This is a genomic window from Solibacillus ferritrahens (genome assembly GCF_037027585.1).
Taxonomy (GTDB): Bacteria; Bacillota; Bacilli; order Bacillales_A; family Planococcaceae; genus Solibacillus; species Solibacillus ferritrahens.
Genome location: NZ_JAXCLE010000002.1, coordinates 264,629 through 280,255 on the forward strand (window position 1 = coordinate 264,629; position 15,627 = coordinate 280,255).

The window sequence follows — 15,627 nt, forward strand, 5'->3', positions numbered from 1 at the left end:
TATACCTATATAAAAATAAAACCGTATGACAAAGGGTTTGTTACAATTTTATGAATTATTATTATAAAGTCCAACTTTTACAGGGTTTTAGTGTATGATATTTGAGTCTAATTTATATATTAGTTCTATTAAATCATTTATAATGAAAGGTATTATATATTATAAATTAGTATTTTCCTGATTGCAGGATAGAATGATAGGTTCAAAAGGATTATATTACTAGGAAATATATATTTGTTTTTCACTATAATTCCAATTAATAAAGAAAAAAATCGCGAAAAATGGTTAATTTAGACTATCTAATAGGGTCTAAAGTCGATAGACACTGCAAAAAAATATAATTACAATTGTATTATTAAGATTTCATGTACATTATTTAGTAAACAATGAATGAGGTGAGCATTTTGGATTTATTTGGTGGTACTATAAACAGTCTGGAAAAAGGACTTTCGTACGCTACATTAAAGAATAAAGCAATTTCCCAAAATATTGCGAATGTTGATACACCGAACTATAAAACGAAAGAAGTAAGCTTTAAAGATGTTTTTAATGATGTGAAAAAAGATTCAATCTCGGCCAATCGAACAGATGCTAGACATTATGATTTTAAAATGGAAATCGGCGGCAATGGTGTGTACTCAAATAATTTCCGTACTAGACCAAATGGTAATGCAGTGAATATGGATGCGGAACAAGCGAAATTAGCTGAAAACACCATTTACTACAATGCCCTTATCGATCGAATTGGTAGTAAATTTTCTACGTTAAATAACGTTGTCAAAGGGGGGAGATAGTCATGTCGATTTTTCATAGTATGAATACGACAGCTTCTGCCTTAACAACGCAACGTTTGCGAATGGATGTTATATCGTCAAATATAGCAAATGTAGATACGACCCGGGCAAAGCAAGTGAACGGGGAGTGGGAGCCGTACCGTAGGAAATCTGTTACTTTAAAAGAACAGGAAGGTCAATTTTCCAGCTTCCTGAATAGTGCGATGGGTAAAACGGTGAAAAGCGGTGCTGGGAATGGCGTGAAAGTTTCTTCTATTAAAGATGATACTGAGACACCATTTAAGCTAGTTTATGACCCTACACATCCTGATGCGAATGCAGATGGCTATGTACAAATGTCAAATGTTGATTTATTAAAGGAAATGGTTGATTTGATTTCAGCGAGCAGATCGTATGAGGCGAATATAACTGTTTTTAATGCAAACAAAAACATGTTAACAAAAGCTTTAGAAATTGGGAAAGGATGATTATTAAATGGCAATTAATCCAATATCGTTTATGTCTCCCGCACAATCTGTGAATGAATTAAATGTTCAGAGTCAAATAACACCTGCAAATGCACAGCAACAATTTGCTAATACTTTAAAAGAAGCGATTGCTAGTGTAAATGAACATCAAAAAACATCAGATACAATGACACAAAAATTAATCAATGGTGGAGATGTTGATTTATTTGAAGTAATGGTTGCAGCGCAGAAAGCAAGTGTTACTTTAAACACAACAATTGAAGTTCGTAATAAAGCTGTAGAGGCTTATCAAGAAATTATGCGTATGAGTGTGTAATGATTTGAACAACGAATAATAAATTGTTGGGCATTCACTATTAGCGGAGGATTCATAATGAATGAACGACTTACTAAAATTAAAAGCGACTCCACTGGTTTTTGGCAAAGTCGCACAAAAAATCAAAAAGGTGCGATAATTGGAGCACTTTTAGCTGTTATTGTAATTGCAGCTACTATTACATATTTTTCTACCCGCACTACAATGGCACAATTATTCCCGGAAATGTCTCAAGCTGAGGTAGGAAGAATTACGGAAGTGCTTGCTTCGCAAGGTGTAAAATATGAAGTGACAAATGGTGGAACAATAATATTGGTCCCGGAAAATAAAGTGCAGGATCTGCAAGTATCCTTAGCAGCACAGGGGTATCCAGATTCTGGTGAAATTGATACTTCGTTCTTTACATCAAATGCCGGGTTTGGGATGACGGACAACGAATTCAATGTTATAAAACAAGCGACAATTGAGACTGATTTAGCTAATTTAGTCCGTAAATTCGAAGGCGTTAAAGATGCAAGTGTCATGATAAGTTTGCCGGAAGAAGGCGTATTCCTTAAAGATGCAAAAGGTGAAGCGCAAGCGGCTATAGTATTAAATACAGCTCCAGGGCATAAGTTTTCGGATGACCAAATTAAAGGATTATTTAATTTAGTTTCAATGAGTATTCCGAACTTACCAAAAGAAAATATAACGATAATGAATCAATATTCTGAATATTATGACCTTGCTTCTGCAGAAAGTGGAGGTAATGGGATAAATACTGTTACTGGGCAGATGGAAGTGAAAAAAACGATTGAACGTGACTTACAGCGTCAAGTTCAGCAAATGCTTGGAACGTTAATCGGTCCCGAAAAAGTCGTAGTAAATGTTTCGGCCGATATTGATTTTAAAAAAGAAAATCGTGAAGAAAATTTAGTACAGCCTGTAGATGAAGAAAATATGACAGGTATAGAAATAAGTGCCCAACGTATCACTGAAACATATTCAGGTGGGACCATGGCAGACGGTACTACAGAAGCTGGAGGGGTTACGGATAACTTTGTTGATTATGTGGAAGGTTCTACAGGGGATGGCGATTATGAACGTGTAGAAGAAACAATTAACAACGATGTAAACCGTATACGCCGAGAAATCCAGGAAAGTCCATACAAAATCCGTAATTTAGGCATTCAAGTAATGGTAGAGCCACCTAACGCAGTGGATGAATTTGATCAAGGTGTTCGTACAGATATTGAACAAATTTTATCGACAATTGTACGTACTTCAATTGATCAAGAAGCTGCCGGTAATTTAACAGATGAAGAGATTGCTAATCGTATAGTTGTATCTGTTCAGCAATTCCACGGTAACGATTCGGCTAATGAACAACCAGAATCAGTTATTCCTTGGTGGATATGGGTAATAGGTGGAATTTTACTGGTTGCAATTATATTGCTAATAGTTTACGTAATTCGTACACGTAGACGCAAACAAGAAGAAGAAGAGTTGGAAATATTAGAACAGCAACAACAATTAATTGAAATAGAAGATATTTCTGAAGAAAAAGAAACTGAAGCGACTGTACGCCGTAAGCAATTAGAAAAAATGGCAAAAGAAAAGCCAGAAGATTTTGCAAAGCTATTGCGTAGTTGGATTGCTGAAGACTAATAGGAGGTTCAGCTGTGTCCAAGAAAGATAAAGACTTGTCAGGAAAGCAAAAGGCTGCTTTACTGCTGATTTCTCTAGGACCGGAAGTCTCGGCTTCTGTATATAAGCATTTAAGCGAAGAGGAAATTGAACGCCTCACACTGGAAATTTCCGGTGTAAAAAAAGTAGAATCGAATGTTAAAGAAGAGATTATAGAAGAATTCCATCAAATAGCACTTGCGCAAGATTATATTACGCAAGGTGGTATTGGTTATGCAAAGACAGTTCTTGAAAAAGCATTAGGTGCTGAACAAGCGCAGGCTATTTTAAATCGTCTAACTTCCTCGTTGCAAGTAAGACCATTTGATTTTGCTAGAAAAGCAGACCCGTCACAAATTTTTAATTTTATTCAAAATGAACACCCTCAAACAATTGCGCTTATTCTTTCTTATTTGGAACCAGGGCAAGCAGGGGTAATTCTTTCTTCATTGCCTCAGGAAGTTCAGGCGGATATTGCAAAACGAATTGCCATTATGGAATCTACTTCACCAGAAGTAATTAGTGAAATTGAATCTGTACTGGAACGTAAATTATCATCGACAGTTACGCAGGATTACACGGAAACAGGTGGCGTCGATGCAGTGGTGGAAGTATTAAATGGTGTAGACCGTCAAACAGAAAAGACAATTCTCGATGCGCTTGAAATTCAAGATCCAGAACTTGCAGAGGAAATTAAGAAACGCATGTTTGTATTCGAGGATATTGTTACGCTGGACAACCGTTCAATTCAACGTGTTATCCGCGACTGTGAAAACGAAGACTTACTATTATCAATGAAAGTTTCTTCAGACGAAGTTAAGGAAATTATTTTCCGCAATATGTCGCAACGTATGGCTGAGACATTCCGTGAAGAAATGGAAATTATGGGGCCAGTACGTCTGCGTGATGTAGAGGAAGCTCAATCCCGCATCGTTGCAGTAATACGCCGCTTAGAAGATGCAGGGGAAATTATAATTGCACGTGGTGGAGGAGATGACGTAATTGTCTAGAATCATCCGTTCAACAAATGCACAAAAAGCAGAAGAAGCGTCTACTGTAGAGATTAAACTTCAAAACTTCTTCGAGCCAATTCATTATGCGAAAACGGAAGAAGAACAAATGGACGATACACCTCAATTAACTATTGAAGACATTCAACATGAGCGTCAAAAAATGTTAAAAGAGACATCAAATGAAATAGAGAATCAAAAACTTCAGTTTGAGCAATATCGTAATGAACAGCTCGCTACAATTGAAGCGCTAAAGCAAACGTGGGAAGAAGAAAAAAAATCACTTCAACTGGAAGCGTATGATGCAGGATTTGCACAAGGGTACGAGGATGGTGTCCAAAAGGCAAATGCAAATATGCAACAGCAATTGCAAATAGCCAATAATTCAATGACTGATGCACAGAAAAATGCTGCCGCCTATATTGAATCGCAAGAAGCGGTATTACTGGAACTAGCTATGACGGCTGCGGAGCGTATTATTAATGCACAGCTTGACCGTAATGATCAGCATTTTGTTTCAATTATTGAACGTGGATTAAAAGAGGCGCGTGAAATGAAAGAAATAAAATTGTATGTAGCGCCTGAATACCATGCGCTCATTACAGAGAATCATAATGAATTGGCTGAAATGTTTCCTGTTAATGTACCCTTTATGATTTTTGTGAATGAAGATTTAGAGTCTACTGAAAGTTATATAGAAACGAATCATGGACGAATTGTCGTATCGATAGATGACCAATTGCAAGAGCTACGCCGACAATTATATGAACTAATCGAAAGTAAGGACTGATATGGATGAAAGCGGCTCAATTAGTTGAACAGATTCCTAATTTAAATACATTTAAAAAATATGGAAGAGTTACTCGGGTTGTAGGCTTAATGATTGAGTCGCAAGGTCCGGAAAGTTCTATTGGTGACGTATGTAAAATCCATGTTCAAACGTCCAAAAATGGTACACAAGTTTTGTTAGCTGAAGTAGTGGGCTTTAAAGATGAAATCGTCATTTTAATGCCGTATTCGTCTTTAAAGGAAATATCAATCGGCTGTCTCGTAGAAGGAACAGGAACACCGTTAGAGGTGAAAGTAGGTCCGGAACTAATCGGGAAAGTATTGGATGCGATGGGGAATCCGTTTGATGGGCAATCGTTGCCGAGAGGTTTAACAACAGTCCAAACAGAAAAGGAGCCCCCAAATCCATTAAGTCGTCCCCCAATAAATGAACAATTGGAAGTTGGGGTAAAGGCTATAGACGGGATGCTTACTGTAGGAAGCGGTCAACGTGTCGGTATATTTGCCGGCTCAGGCGTTGGTAAAAGTACATTGCTAGGTATGATTGCACGTAATACAGAGGCGGATATTAATGTAATCGCTCTTGTTGGTGAGCGTGGACGGGAAGTTCGTGAATTTATTGAACGTGATTTAGGTCCTGAAGGATTACAGCGTTCTGTCGTAGTGGCAGCCACAAGTGATCAGCCAGCACTTATGCGAATAAAAGCAGCGTTTACAGCTACAGCGATTGCAGAATATTTCCGTGATCGTGGGAAAAACGTAATGTTAATGATGGATTCCGTAACCCGTGTAGCGATGGCCCAACGTGAAATTGGACTTGCTATCGGGGAACCCCCTGCGACTAGAGGGTATACACCTTCTGTATTCGCCATTTTACCAACGTTATTGGAGCGTTCCGGAACGAATGTTAACGGGACAATTACCGCATTTTATACTGTGTTGGTAGACGGTGATGATATGAATGAGCCGATTGCTGATGCAGTGCGCGGAATATTAGATGGACATATCGTATTGGATCGGAATCTTGCGAATAAAGGGCAATATCCTGCGATAAATGTGTTAAAGAGCGTAAGCCGATTAATGAATCATATCGCTGATCCGGAACATGTTAGTGCAGCAAACCGATTGCGGGAGTTGTATTACACGTATTCGAAATCGGAGGACTTAATAAATATTGGTGCTTATAAACGTGGTACATCTAAAGAAATCGATGAAGCCATTTTGCATGAACCGCTTATTACCGAGTTTCTAAAGCAAGGATATAAAGATAAAGTTTCAATCGATCAAACTGTAAATGAAATTATCGCGTTATCGAATGGTGGTGCACGTTAAGTATGAATTACAATTATCGTTTTGAAAAAATTCTTATTGTAAAAGATCAGGAAAAAACAGAATCTGAACTCGCATTTAAAGAATCAGTCCATGTGTTTGAGGAAATTGCGACAAAGTTATATGAACTATTGAAGAAAAAAGAAGATTTAATTGACTATCAGCAGGAACGCTTAAAAGTAGGCTCTTCCATAGATGAAATTAATCATTATTCCAAATTCATCGATAGTATGGAAAAAACAATTGAAGATGCCCAGCAAAAAGTAACACAGGCACGGGCGAAAATGAATTGGCATGAGCAAAAATTATTAGAAAAAAACTTGGAAGTACGTAAATATGAAAAAATGCGTGAAAACGATTTTGAAAGATTCAAAGAAGATCAGTTACGCATTGAAGCAATGCAACTAGATGAGCTTTCGACGATTGCGTTTTTCAAGAAAGAAATTAGGTGATTCCGTGGCAAAAAGAGATAAAAATAAAATGGAACAACACATGAAAGATAATGAAGTAGAAAATCAAGCCGGTTTTTTCAAAAAGTTTTTCTATTTATTTTTAATTCCATTTATGTTCCTCATTGCAATTTTATTAATTATTACATCTGTGACGGAATATAACGTGTTTAAAATGGCGGATGGTGTCGTTGAGAAAATTCCATTTATCAGCTCGGATGAAGGCGACGGCGTAATTGAAAACAGTTTATTAAATGAAGAAAAAGTTGTAGAACTACAAGCGGAAATTCAGGAAAAAGAGGCTCAAATTTCCCAACTGCAATCACAAATAGATTCTTCTGCACTTGAAAAGGAAGAGCTGTTAGTTGAGCAGGAACGTCTACTGTTTGAAATTGAAAAACTAAAGCGCAATCAGGAAGAGACGCAAAAGGAATTTAAAGAAATCTTATCAACTTTTGAAAAAATGTCGGCTAAATCAGCAGCGCCGATACTGGTTCAAATGAGCGATACGGAAAGCTTACGTATAATGGCGAGCATGAAACCCGATACATTATCAGCAATTTTTACAAAAATGACTCCTGCAGATGCGGCTCGTTATACCGAACTATTATCTCAACAATAAGTGACTTTGAAGGGAGGTGGAACAAATGAATATAGGAATGTTACAAACAAAAATGCCAAAGCAGATATCGAACTCAAATACAGTACAATCTTCTGTACCCGATGCAAAGGCTTTTGGAAGTGTGTTTCAATCCATCGTCTCATCAACAAAGCAAACTGTTCAACAAATAGAATCAACTGAAGATTCTTTAGCTAACAGTGTGATAGGCATTTTAGAAAATGATTCATTGCCAAGTTTGTTACAGCAGTTAGGTATTGAGATGGACGAGTCGGAGTTATTTGCTTTCATTGGCGAGGAAGGTACACCAATTGCAGTTGATGAAATGTTGTCACTTGAAAACATAGCAGAACTTGTAGGCATGACTGAGGAGCAACTTACTCGAATTATTGATCAGTTATTAGGTAATACGAATCATGAAAGTAAAGATATTTGGTCAATTATCGAGCAAGCACCACAAATTTTGAGTGAAATATTAGCGACAATTCAAGGGTTACAACAAAATGATTCCTTAAATGTTCAACCGAAAGAATTACAACAAGTCGTTCAATTTTTAAAGTTGACACAGCTTTTAGGAAATAAAGTTGACACAGTGTATCAGCAGGAAGTTCAATTAGCACAATTAAAAGAAGCGTTATTAGCATTAGCAAATGAAGCTCGAAAAACAGTTGATCTAGAGCAAAATACGACGAAAACAACTAATTTCCAACAAATAGTACAACAAGTAACACAGCAATCGGCTCAGCAAAACAGTCAAAATCAGTCACAACAAAATCAACCAGCTCAACAGACTACTGTGAAAATTGAATCTGATACACAACCGGCTATTCAATTACAGCAACAAGCAACTCAAATAAAAAACGTAACAATTACATTACCAGCTGAAAAACCAGCGCAATCAGAGGCACTATTAAAAGAAATTCAAAACCTAATCAATCGTAGTCAACTTTCTGGTCAACAAGGCAATATGAAATTATTTTTAAAGCTATTCCCAGAAAACTTAGGCCAAATCCGTATTGAATTAGTGCAAAAAGATGGTGTACTTACTGCTCGATTATTAGCAACGACTGCAATTGGTAAAGAACTATTAGAAAATAATATGAACCAATTAAAAGCTGGTTTTGTAGCGCAAAATATCCAAATGGATAGAATAGATGTCGCGCAATCATTACAGGATGCGGATCGTAATACTCGTGACCAAAGCTTCTTGAATAACTTCTTTGGTAAACAAAAGGAAGAAGATGAAGTAGAGGAAAAAGAAGATAATCAAGAAGAAGAAGTTATCTCGTTTAAAGATTTATTAAGTGAGGAGGTATAGTAAATGACAAACCCAATTTCAAACGATTATTATTTACCTGCAAATAATCCCAATTTCAAAGTAACAGATAAGCAAGATAATGGAGCACTTGGAAAAGATGCGTTTTTAAAAATATTAATTACTCAGCTTCAAAATCAGGACCCAACAAGCCCGATGGACGATAAAGAATTCATTGCACAAATGGCTCAATTCTCATCTTTAGAGCAAATGCAAAATATGACAAAGGCGATGGAGAATTTACTCGCATCTCAAGAGCAAACACAGTTGATGAATTATTCTACTTTCGTAGGCAAAGAAGTAAAATGGCATGAGCTTACAGATAAACTAGATGCAGATAAAAAACCAATTTATAACGAAGGTACAGGCGTTATTAAAGAGTTGAAATTTGTAGACGGTGACGCAGTATTCGTCCTAGCAGACGGAAAAGAAATAAAGCCTGGTAATATTTCATCTATTTTAGGTAGTGACAGTTCAGCACAACCGAGTATCCCAGCTGGAAACCCATTAGCAGAAGCTAGTCAGCTTATTGGACAAAAGATTCAATATACGAGTGGAGACCAGTTAATTGAAGCCATTATTGAAGCTATTAAAACGAATAACGTGAATATCGAGTATATTTTAAATGATGGATCACGTTTAACGAAAGAACAATTTACTATCATCACACCAAATACTGAAACAGCACCAGAGTAAGAGGGGAATATGATGAATAGAGTAAATATACAACATATACCGTATTATCCACCTACTCAGCCAGCCGTGAAACAAAAAACTGAACAAGTTTCAAAGCAATCATTTATTGACCATTTGAAACAAGTAACAGTCGAAGAACTTAAAATGAGTAAGCACGCATCGGAACGTCTGAAAGAACGTAATATTTCAATTTCAGCGAAAGAATGGCAGCAAATTACTGAAAAGGTTTCCGAGGCAAAAGATAAAGGTGTGAAACAGCCATTGGTTCTTCTTGAACAGGCGGCTTTAATAGTAAGTGCCAAAAATGCAACGGTCATTACAGCTTTAGACCGTACCGAAGCAAAACAGCAAATATTTACAAATATCGATGGAACAATTCTCTTATAGGCTGGACCTTCAGAAGTAAGGAAGCCTACAGTTGTTGACTGATTGAGACAACTGAACAAAAATATAAAAGTGGAAATTGAAGGGAGAACGACATAATATGTTACGTTCAATGTATTCAGGTATCTCAGGGTTAAAAAACTTCCAAACGAAATTAGACGTTATTGGGAATAATATCGCAAATGTTAATACTTACGGATTTAAAAAGGAGCGCACAATTTTTAAAGATTTAATTTCACAAACACAAGCAGGTGCATCTGCTCCTACTCCAACTCGTGGGGGAGTAAACGCAACTCAAGTAGGTTTAGGTTCTCAATTAGCAGCAATTGATACTATTCATAATCCAGGATCAATGCAAACAACAGGACGTATTCTTGACTTAGCAATTTCAGGTGATGGTTTCTTCATGGTAGCCGACTCGTTGGGTGAACCAGATCCTATTACTGGTGATATTGCAGACCCAGGTTATGAAAACATTCTTTATACGCGAGCTGGTAATTTCTATATGGATAGAAATGGTTATTTAGTAAATGGAGAAGGTAAATATTTAGTAGGTCATGCTAATGATGCTTTATCGATTGACGATACAACTACAATTGATGGTAGTGAAGCGGATAATGATAAAGCAAATAATGGTTTACTTTTACCAGGAAACTTAATTGATGGGAGTGGTGGTGCGCCGCAAATTGATTTAGCAGCATTTAGTAACCCTATTCGTATTCCTACTACAGCACAGTCAATGACAATTGGTCAAGATGGAACAGTTAACTATGTTGACTATAAAGGAGACCTCCAATATGCTGGACAACTTATATTAGCGAAGTTTCCAAATGCATCAGGGTTACAGAAAAATGGAGGTAACTATTTCCAAGAAACTGCAAACTCGGGAGTTGCATATGGTCAAACAGCTACTGTTGAAGGTATTGGCTCTGTTCAATCAGGATTCATGGAAATGTCCAACGTAGACCTTTCTGAAGAATTCACTGAAATGATCGTGGCACAACGTGGATTCCAGGCGAACTCACGAATTATCACAACTTCAGATGAGATTTTACAAGAGTTAGTTAACTTAAAACGATAATCTAAAATATATATTATATATTCATTGTAAAGGAGGGTCGGGCCGGCTCTCTATTGCAGGTCCGGCCCTATTTCAATGATCGAAATCACTCGCTTAAATGGCAAAGCATTTACTTTAAATGCATTATACATAGAAACAGTCGAAGCTTTCCCAGATACTCAAATTACGCTGACGACTGGGCGTAAATTCATTGTTTTAGAAACTGAAGAACAGGTGCGGCAAAAGGTAAAGGTCTTTTATCAGAATATACAAGTTTTATCAAACCCGCATCTAAGAGGTGAAAAAGATGAAGAACAATAAATTATTAACAATTATGCTAATTATATTAGTGACGATAACACTTATAGGTGTTATTGTAGTGGTGTTATTAACACAGCTAGACAAAGAATCGCCAAGTGGTCCAACGATTGATGATATCGTTGAGTCTTCTGTCGATATACCTGAAATCACAACAAATTTAGCTGATGGAAGCTTTGTTCGAATTTCATTAAAAATTCAAGCATCAGATAAAAAAGCAGGTGAAGAACTGTTAAAGCGTGACTTCCAAGTGAAAAATATTGTCATTCAGGAACTTTCAGAAACGGAAGAAGAGGCTTTAGAGGGAAAACAAGGTAAAACGGCATTCCAAAATGCAATAAAATCTCAAGTAAATGAGTTAATGCAAATTGGAGAAATTACACAAGTATATATTACTTCATATGTACTTCAATAAATTAGTTTACATTATTTTATATCTTGAAATGGAGGTGGGCAAATGGCAGGAGATATAATGTCCCAATCCGAAATTGATGCGCTTTTGTCAGCGATTTCAACAGGTGAAATGTCGGCAGCAGACATGAAAAAAGATGACGAAACACGGAAAGTTAAAGTATATGACTTTAAACGTGCTTTACGCTTTTCTAAAGACCAAATCCGAAGTTTGACCCGTATACATGAAAATTTTGCAAGGCTATTAACAACCTTCTTTTCCGCTCAGTTAAGGAGCTATGTACAAATAACAGTTGCATCTGTTGACCAAATTCCATTTGAAGAATTTGTTCGTTCTATACCGAATATGACATTGATCAATGTTTTCGAGGTTCCACCATTGGATGGTAATATTCTAATGGAAATTAACCCGAATATTGCCTATTCAATGTTGGACCGATTGATGGGAGGAACGGGTGCAAGTCATAGCAATGTCGATAATTTAACCGAAATAGAAACAAAAATTATGACCAATCTATTCGAACGTTCATTTGATAATTTGCGGGAAGCATGGGAAAATGTCGCTGAAATCGATCCTATGCTAGTAGAATTGGAAGTTAATCCGCAATTTTTACAAATGATTTCACCGAATGAAACAGTAGTTGTTATTTCTTTGAATACTATCATCGGGGAAACAACTGGGATGATTAATATTTGTATTCCACATGTTGTATTGGAGCCAATTGTACCGAATTTATCTGTCCGTTACTGGATGCAGACTAATACGAAGGAGATTTCTCCTGAGCAAACTAAGATGCTTGAAAAACGAGTGAAACAAGCAAAATTACCTGTTATTGCCGAATTAGGCACGACAGATATTACGATTGAAGATTTCTTGATGATGACGATTGGAGATGTCATTCCACTAAATCAAAAAATTGAACATCCGTTGACATTAAAAGTGGGGGATTTACCTAAATTCACCGTTCAGCCTGGTAAACTAAATAAAAAAATGGCTGTCCAGATTATCGAACCTTTGAAAGGAGGAGACGAAGATGAGTGATGAAATGCTCTCCCAAGAAGAAATTGAGGCCCTATTAAGAGGCGAGACATTGGATGATGTTTCAGCTAACCTTGAGCCTCAAAATGAAGAAGTAAAAGTTGAGGATTATTTAACTCCAATAGAAATTGATGCATTAGGTGAAGTAGGGAATATATCATTCGGTAGCTCCGCAACTGCTTTATCTGCATTATTAGGACAAAAGGTAGATATAACAACGCCAAGTATTTCAATGATTAATCGTAATCGTTTAGAAGAAGAATTCCCTAATCCGTATGTTGCCGTACAAGTAGAATATACAGTTGGCCTATCCGGCATGAATTTACTTGTTATTAAACAATCGGATGCTGCAATTATTGCGGATTTAATGCTAGGTGGGGATGGCTTAAACCCTAAACCCCAGTTAAATGAAATACAATTAAGTGCAGTTCAGGAAGCAATGAATCAAATGATGGGTTCTGCCGCTACATCTATGTCAACTGTATTTAATCAAAAGGTGGATATTTCTCCACCATCCATTGATTTAATGAATATTTCTCAAAATGAAGGTACAGATAATATACCGCCGGATGATTTATTAGTAAAAATTTCATTCAGACTACGCATTGGGGAATTAATAGATTCTAATTTAATGCAATTACTACCTTTAAAATTTAGTAAAAAAATAGTAAAGTCATTAATGGGAGAAACTGATGAGCCTATTGCCGCAACTACAGCAGTTCCTCCTGCACCTGTGTCATCGTCAGCACCGCAACAAACGATACAGCAGCAGGAACAGGTACAGCAAGCACAAGTTCAACAGCCAATGCCTGAACAACCGACACAACCAATGTATCAGCAACCAATGCCTGAACAACCGGCTCAACAGTCTATGTATCAACAACCAGTTTATTCGGCACCGCCAGCAAATGTACAGCAAGCTCAATTTGCCAACTTCGAATCTGCAAATATATCACAGACAGAAGCGCGCAATTTAAATATGCTGCTTGACATTCCATTGCAGGTTACAGTAGAGCTAGGGCGAACAAAACGTTCAGTAAAAGAAATATTGGAGCTTTCCAGTGGGTCTGTAATTGAGCTAGATAAGCTAGCTGGTGAACCTGTAGATATTTTAGTAAACAGCAGGTTAATCGCAAAAGGTGAAGTTGTAGTAATTGATGAGAACTTTGGTGTTCGAATCACAGATATTTTAAGTCAAGCCGATCGCTTGAACAATCTAAGGTAGTTTTCTAATTGGAGGAATCAGATTATGTCTAAAAGGATTTTAATTGTTGACGATGCGGCTTTCATGCGCATGATGATCAAAGACATTTTAACAAAAAATGGATACGAAGTAGTTGGGGAAGCAGCTGATGGTATACAAGCAGTTGATAAGTACAATGAGCTACGTCCGGATTTAGTAACAATGGATATTACAATGCCTGAGATGGATGGTATTGCTGCATTAAAGGCCATTAAGGGCACAGATCCAAACGCTGTTGTCATTATGTGTTCAGCAATGGGTCAACAAGCTATGGTAATTGATGCCATTCAAGCCGGTGCAAAAGACTTTATAGTCAAGCCATTCCAAGCTGACCGTGTAATTGAAGCCATTCAAAAAGCATTAGGTTGATGTCATGAAAGCAAAAAAATCATTTCGATTTTGGCTCGCTGTTGGAATAGTATTGATAACGGCATTATTTACACCAATCTCAAATGGAACTTTTGCGATGGTTAGTAACGTTTACGAGAACTGTAATGAAAACCCTGAAGTATGTTCGGAAGAAAATATTTCAGAAGACAATGCTACAGATGCCGACGCAGAAAATACTGAATCGGCATCTGTCAGCATCGGGTTCTGGGACTACATAAAAGTTTTAATAGCGCTTGTATTTGTACTAGGGCTATTATTGTTTATTTTGAAGTATTTAAACAAGCGTAACTCAAACTATCAACAAAATGCCGTAGTTAAAAATATCGGCGGCTTGTCTGTAGGGCAGCAAAAGTCTGTACAATTACTGCTAATCGGTAAAAGTGTATATGTAGTAGGTGTAGGTGATAATATTCAGCTTCTCAAGGAAATTGATTCCGAAGAGGAGATTGAACAATTGCTTAGTCAAACTGAAAGTAACCAAAATATGATGAAAACATCACCTTATATTGCAGAGTTATTTAAGAAATTTTCAAAAAAGAATCGACCAGAGGATATTTCAAATAGCCCTAAATTTAATGATATGTTCAATGAAAAAATAGGGGAAATAAAGAAACAGCGTAGTAATGAGTTAGAGCGTTGGAAAGAACGGGAGCGTGATGAACGATGAACGATCTTCTTTCCGTCTTTTCTGAAAGCGATCCGGGGAATGTATCCACATCGGTTACGCTATTATTCTTGTTGACGGTTCTCTCTTTAGCACCAAGTCTTTTAATATTAATGACATCGTTCGCTCGTATTGTCATTGTTTTGTCTTTTACAAGAACGGCCTTAGCTACAAACCAAATGCCTCCTAACCAAGTCATTATTGGTTTGGCCTTGTTTTTGACATTTTTTATAATGGCACCAACATTCCAACAAGTAAATGAGCAGGCATTGCAGCCACTCTTTGATGAAGAAATAAATTTAGAGGAAGCGTATGAGCGAGCAACGATACCATTTAAACAATTTATGGCACAGCATACAAGGCAAAAAGATCTAGAGTTATTTATAGAATATAACCAAGCGGAGTATCCGGATTCGATTGAAGAAATTCCGATGACGCTAATAGTACCTGCATTTGCTTTAAGTGAAATTAAAACAGCATTTCAAATGGGTTTTATGATTTTCATTCCGTTTTTAGTTATTGATATGGTTGTCGCAAGTACACTTATGTCGATGGGGATGATGATGCTACCTCCAGTAATGATTTCACTACCATTTAAAATATTGTTGTTTGTACTCGTCGATGGTTGGTATTTAGTGATGAAATCTTTACTTCAAAGTTTTTAGGGGA

20 protein-coding genes are annotated in these 15,627 nt (G+C 36.9%); all 20 read left to right on the plus strand.

Going from position 1 to position 15,627, the window contains the following annotated elements; all coding sequences use genetic code 11:
• The first annotated feature begins 404 nt into the window (after positions 1-404).
• The 20 genes from flgB (at position 405) to fliP (ending at position 15,623) form a co-directional block, all read left to right on the plus strand.
• Positions 405-794, plus strand: coding sequence for a flagellar basal body rod protein FlgB (gene flgB / locus SNE38_RS03390; protein ID WP_191702374.1), 390 nt, complete (start codon positions 405-407; stop codon positions 792-794).
• A gap of 2 nt (positions 795-796) precedes the next feature.
• Positions 797-1,261 (plus strand): flagellar basal body rod protein FlgC, encoded by a 465-nt coding sequence (gene flgC / locus SNE38_RS03395; RefSeq protein WP_191702375.1) that lies wholly within the window; start codon positions 797-799, stop codon positions 1,259-1,261.
• A 7-nt stretch (positions 1,262-1,268) separates the two neighbouring features.
• The gene (gene fliE / locus SNE38_RS03400) at positions 1,269-1,577 is read left to right on the plus strand and encodes a flagellar hook-basal body complex protein FliE (protein WP_336045852.1); all 309 of its coding nucleotides are present in this window, start codon (positions 1,269-1,271) and stop codon (positions 1,575-1,577) included.
• A 57-nt stretch (positions 1,578-1,634) separates the two neighbouring features.
• Positions 1,635-3,224, plus strand: a complete 1,590-nt coding sequence (gene fliF, locus SNE38_RS03405; RefSeq protein WP_336045853.1) for a flagellar basal-body MS-ring/collar protein FliF — start codon at positions 1,635-1,637, stop codon at positions 3,222-3,224.
• A gap of 14 nt (positions 3,225-3,238) precedes the next feature.
• Entirely contained in the window at positions 3,239-4,252 is a 1,014-nt protein-coding gene (gene fliG / locus SNE38_RS03410) for a flagellar motor switch protein FliG (protein ID WP_191702378.1), read from the plus strand.
• Positions 4,245-5,042: a FliH/SctL family protein gene (locus SNE38_RS03415; protein ID WP_336045854.1), complete on the plus strand. Its 798-nt coding sequence runs from the start codon at positions 4,245-4,247 to the stop codon at positions 5,040-5,042. The genes fliG and SNE38_RS03415 overlap by 8 nt, the downstream gene beginning before the upstream one ends.
• A gap of 5 nt (positions 5,043-5,047) precedes the next feature.
• Positions 5,048-6,373, plus strand: coding sequence for a flagellar protein export ATPase FliI (fliI, locus tag SNE38_RS03420; RefSeq protein ID WP_336045855.1), 1,326 nt, complete (start codon positions 5,048-5,050; stop codon positions 6,371-6,373).
• Between the two features lie 2 nt (positions 6,374-6,375).
• Positions 6,376-6,822 carry a flagellar export protein FliJ gene (gene fliJ / locus SNE38_RS03425; protein WP_191702381.1) on the plus strand — a complete coding sequence of 149 codons (447 nt, stop codon included), beginning with the start codon at positions 6,376-6,378 and terminating at the stop codon, positions 6,820-6,822.
• A gap of 28 nt (positions 6,823-6,850) precedes the next feature.
• The gene (locus tag SNE38_RS03430) at positions 6,851-7,441 is read left to right on the plus strand and encodes a MotE family protein (protein ID WP_336045856.1); all 591 of its coding nucleotides are present in this window, start codon (positions 6,851-6,853) and stop codon (positions 7,439-7,441) included.
• A gap of 25 nt (positions 7,442-7,466) precedes the next feature.
• Entirely contained in the window at positions 7,467-8,756 is a 1,290-nt protein-coding gene (locus SNE38_RS03435; protein WP_191702383.1) for a flagellar hook-length control protein FliK, read from the plus strand.
• A gap of 3 nt (positions 8,757-8,759) precedes the next feature.
• The gene (gene flgD / locus SNE38_RS03440) at positions 8,760-9,449 is read left to right on the plus strand and encodes a flagellar hook assembly protein FlgD (RefSeq protein WP_191702384.1); all 690 of its coding nucleotides are present in this window, start codon (positions 8,760-8,762) and stop codon (positions 9,447-9,449) included.
• A 12-nt stretch (positions 9,450-9,461) separates the two neighbouring features.
• A complete protein-coding gene (locus tag SNE38_RS03445; protein WP_191702630.1) occupies positions 9,462-9,836 on the plus strand; it encodes a TIGR02530 family flagellar biosynthesis protein in 375 nt (124 codons plus the stop codon).
• Between the two features lie 97 nt (positions 9,837-9,933).
• Complete coding sequence (locus SNE38_RS03450) at positions 9,934-10,914, plus strand: flagellar hook-basal body complex protein (RefSeq protein WP_191702385.1); 981 nt, start codon at positions 9,934-9,936, stop codon at positions 10,912-10,914.
• A 75-nt stretch (positions 10,915-10,989) separates the two neighbouring features.
• Positions 10,990-11,214: a flagellar FlbD family protein gene (locus tag SNE38_RS03455; protein ID WP_191702386.1), complete on the plus strand. Its 225-nt coding sequence runs from the start codon at positions 10,990-10,992 to the stop codon at positions 11,212-11,214.
• The gene (gene fliL / locus SNE38_RS03460; protein ID WP_191702387.1) at positions 11,201-11,626 is read left to right on the plus strand and encodes a flagellar basal body-associated protein FliL; all 426 of its coding nucleotides are present in this window, start codon (positions 11,201-11,203) and stop codon (positions 11,624-11,626) included. The genes SNE38_RS03455 and fliL overlap by 14 nt, the downstream gene beginning before the upstream one ends.
• A 42-nt stretch (positions 11,627-11,668) precedes the next feature.
• Entirely contained in the window at positions 11,669-12,664 is a 996-nt protein-coding gene (fliM, locus tag SNE38_RS03465) for a flagellar motor switch protein FliM (protein WP_191702388.1), read from the plus strand.
• Complete coding sequence (gene fliY / locus SNE38_RS03470) at positions 12,657-13,886, plus strand: flagellar motor switch phosphatase FliY (RefSeq protein ID WP_191702389.1); 1,230 nt, start codon at positions 12,657-12,659, stop codon at positions 13,884-13,886. Before fliM ends, fliY begins: the two co-directional genes overlap by 8 nt.
• Before the next feature lie 24 nt (positions 13,887-13,910).
• A complete protein-coding gene (locus SNE38_RS03475; RefSeq protein ID WP_191702390.1) occupies positions 13,911-14,273 on the plus strand; it encodes a response regulator in 363 nt (120 codons plus the stop codon).
• 4 nt (positions 14,274-14,277) lie between these two features.
• The gene (locus SNE38_RS03480) at positions 14,278-14,961 is read left to right on the plus strand and encodes a flagellar biosynthetic protein FliO (protein ID WP_191702391.1); all 684 of its coding nucleotides are present in this window, start codon (positions 14,278-14,280) and stop codon (positions 14,959-14,961) included.
• Positions 14,958-15,623 (plus strand): flagellar type III secretion system pore protein FliP, encoded by a 666-nt coding sequence (fliP, locus tag SNE38_RS03485; protein WP_191702392.1) that lies wholly within the window; start codon positions 14,958-14,960, stop codon positions 15,621-15,623. Before SNE38_RS03480 ends, fliP begins: the two co-directional genes overlap by 4 nt.
• The last annotated feature ends 4 nt before the right edge of the window (positions 15,624-15,627 follow it).